This window comes from Pseudaquabacterium pictum, from assembly GCF_005403045.1.
Classification (GTDB): domain Bacteria; phylum Pseudomonadota; class Gammaproteobacteria; order Burkholderiales; family Burkholderiaceae_C; genus Pseudaquabacterium; species Pseudaquabacterium pictum.
This window is the reverse complement of record NZ_BJCL01000043.1, coordinates 1-2659: the sequence shown is the minus strand read 5'-3', so window position 1 is coordinate 2659 and position 2659 is coordinate 1. Positions and strand designations below refer to the sequence as shown.

Annotated in this window: 2 protein-coding genes; both read right to left on the bottom strand. The window is 75.9% G+C overall.

The window, feature by feature from the left end:
* Positions 1-1569, bottom strand: a 1569-nt coding sequence (locus FFT10_RS27495) for a serine/threonine protein kinase (protein WP_137736078.1), incomplete at its 3' end; no start/stop codon positions are given.
* 67 nt (positions 1570-1636) lie between these two features.
* Positions 1637-2659: hypothetical protein (locus FFT10_RS27900; RefSeq protein ID WP_228027349.1), on the bottom strand; the 1023-nt coding region annotated here is incomplete at its 5' end.

The following is a 2659-nucleotide window of genomic DNA, read 5'->3' as shown; positions in this document are numbered from 1 at the left end:
GGCGGCCGCGGCGCCGGCGGTGCTGGCGCCGCTGGCGGCATCGGCGGGCGCGTTGGCGGTGGCCGGTGCCGAGGCGCCGGGTGCAGGCATGGCCTCGGCCGCGGCCGAGGCGGGCAAGGCCGGCGTGCTGCCGGCCGCAGGGGCCGGCGCTGCAGACGGCTTCAGCACCAGCCAGCCCACCAGCGCGGCCAGCAGCAGCGCCACCACCACGCCGATCAGCAGGGCCGGGCTCTTCTGCTCGGCCGGCCGCGGCATCGGCGTGTCGCGGGTGGCGTGCAGCGGTGGCGGGCTGACCGGCGGGCGCGTGCTGCCCGGCGGCGGCATGCGCATCGTCGGCTCCTGCTCGCCGCGGCGGGGCAGGATGACCGTGGCCTCCTCGTCCAGCGGCAGCAGCAGGTGCACCTCGTCGGCAGCCGGCGCGTCCTTGCGCGGCATCAGGATGGTGGGCTCGTCGCGCACCGGTGCCGGCGGTGGTGCATCGGCCCGCTTCGGCATCAGGATGGTGGCCTCGTCACGCGCCGTCACCGGTGCCGCGGGCGGGGGCTTGCGCGGGATCAGCACCGTGGCCTCGTCGCGCCGGGGCAGCAGCACGGTGGCTTCGCCGTCGGGTTCGGGCGGCGTCAGGCGCGACAGGTCGAGGATGGTGCGGTCGTCGTCCTCGGGCGTGGACGGGCGCGGCACCAGGGCCGTGCGCAGCGCGGCCACGCTCTGCGGTCGGTCGGCCGGGCGCGGCCTGAGCATCCAGTCCACCGCCTGCAGGAAGCTGGGCGAGCAGACCGCCAGCAGCGCCGGCTGGCGGGACAGCGGCGGCATCTCGTCTTCCACCGCGCGGGCGGTGGCCGGTGGCGGCGCCTTGCCGAGCAGCAGGAAGTGCAGCGTGGCACCCAGCGCGTACAGGTCGGTCCAGGCGCCCTGCTTGACGGCACCGGCCTCGGCGTACTGCTCGATGGGCGCGTAGGCCGGCTTCAGGATGGCGGTCAGCGCCACGCTCTTGTCGGTGAGCACCCGCCGCGCGGCGCCGAAGTCCAGCAGCACCGGCTGGCCGTCGGGCTGCAGGATGACGTTGTCGGGCGAGATGTCGCGGTGGTAGATGCCGGCGCCGTGCAGCCGCTCCAGCGCATCCAGCAGGGGTTCGAGCAGGCGGCGCAGCCAAGCCTCGTCGGGCGTCTTGTCCATGCGCCGGCGCACCGCATGCAGGTTGCTGCCGGCGTAGTAGGGCATGGCCATGTAGGCGGTGTTGTTGGCCTCCCAGTAGCGGTGCACCTTCACCAGGCCGGGCGCGTCGAAGCGGGCCAGCAGCCGCGCCTCGTTGACGAAGGAGCGCAGCCCCAGCGTGAACGACTCGGCATGCGATTCGCCGTGCAGCGCGACCTTGGGCCCGTCGCTGCGGCCCACCAGCGACGACGGCATGTACTCCTTGATCGCCACGTCGCGTTCCAGCGCATGGTCGAAGGCCAGGTAGACGATGCCGAAGCCGCCGATGCCCAGCACCCGGCGCAGCTCGAATTCATCCAGCCGGGTGCCCGGGGGCAGGGCGGCGGGGGGACGGTTGTTGTCGGTGACGGCCATGCGCGGTGCAGGATACCAGCGCCCATCCGCGCCGGGCACCCCGGGGCGGGCGGGTGGGCGCCGGAAATCAGCGCGCCGACTTCAGCGCGTTGGCGATGGCCTGGTTGGCCGCCTCGGTGAGGGCCACGGCCAGCCGCGCGGTGGACGGGCCGTCCAGGTCGAGCAGCGCCTCCACCCGGCGCGCTGCCGCCTCGCCCTGCAGCCGCAGGCCGAAGGACAGCAGCGGTTTCAGCGGGTCATTGCTGGGAATGGGCCCGTCCAGCGGCGCCAGCCGCAGGCGGCCGAAGGGCGCGGCCGTGACCAGCGCCTCGTTCAGGTTGATGAAGGCCTGCTGCGCATGGGCATGCACCAGGGCGGCGGCCGGCGCAGGCGCCAGCTCCATCAGCGGCGACAGCGTGGGCAAGCCGCCCGGTGCGGCAAAGGCCGGTGCGCGGGTGCCGGTGGTGTCGAGCACGCTCAGGTGCAGCGCCATCGCCAGCGACAGCGCCTCCTGCCGCTGCGCCTGGTAGGCCGTGCGGGCGGCGGCATCGCCCGGCCCGATGCCGGCCGGCGTGCGCGGCACCAGGCGCATGCCGGTGGGCGCCAGCGCCAGGTAGCGCCGCGTGGTGCCGCCCTGGGTGAAGACCAGCTGCACCGGCGCGGCGGCCGTGCTGCCGGCGGCGCTGGCCGCATGCACCGCGCCGTGGGCCTGCACCACGGCCGCGGCATCGGCCAGCACCACGCCGGCGGCCTGCAGCCGGGCCTGCAGGTCGGCCCAGGCATGGTCGGTCAGCGCCTGCAGCACGGCCACGTCGGGCGTGGCGCGCCAGGCCAGCTGGGCCCGGCCCTCGGGCACCGGCAGGCCCAGCAGCTTGCCGTCGCGCACCGGGCCGGGCTGCTCGCCGGCCAGATCGAACAGCAGCAGGAATTCGGCGATGTGCACCTGCTTGCCGCGCAGGTCCAGCGCGCCGCTGGTGGCCGGTGCCGGGGCCGGCGCGCCGGGCAGGCGGGCCAGTGCGGCCTCGGCCGAGGCCAGTGTCAGCGGCCGCAGCGGCGGCAGGTCGGCCGGCTGGGCCGGGGTGGCGATGGCGGCGCAGGCGAGCAGGGCGCC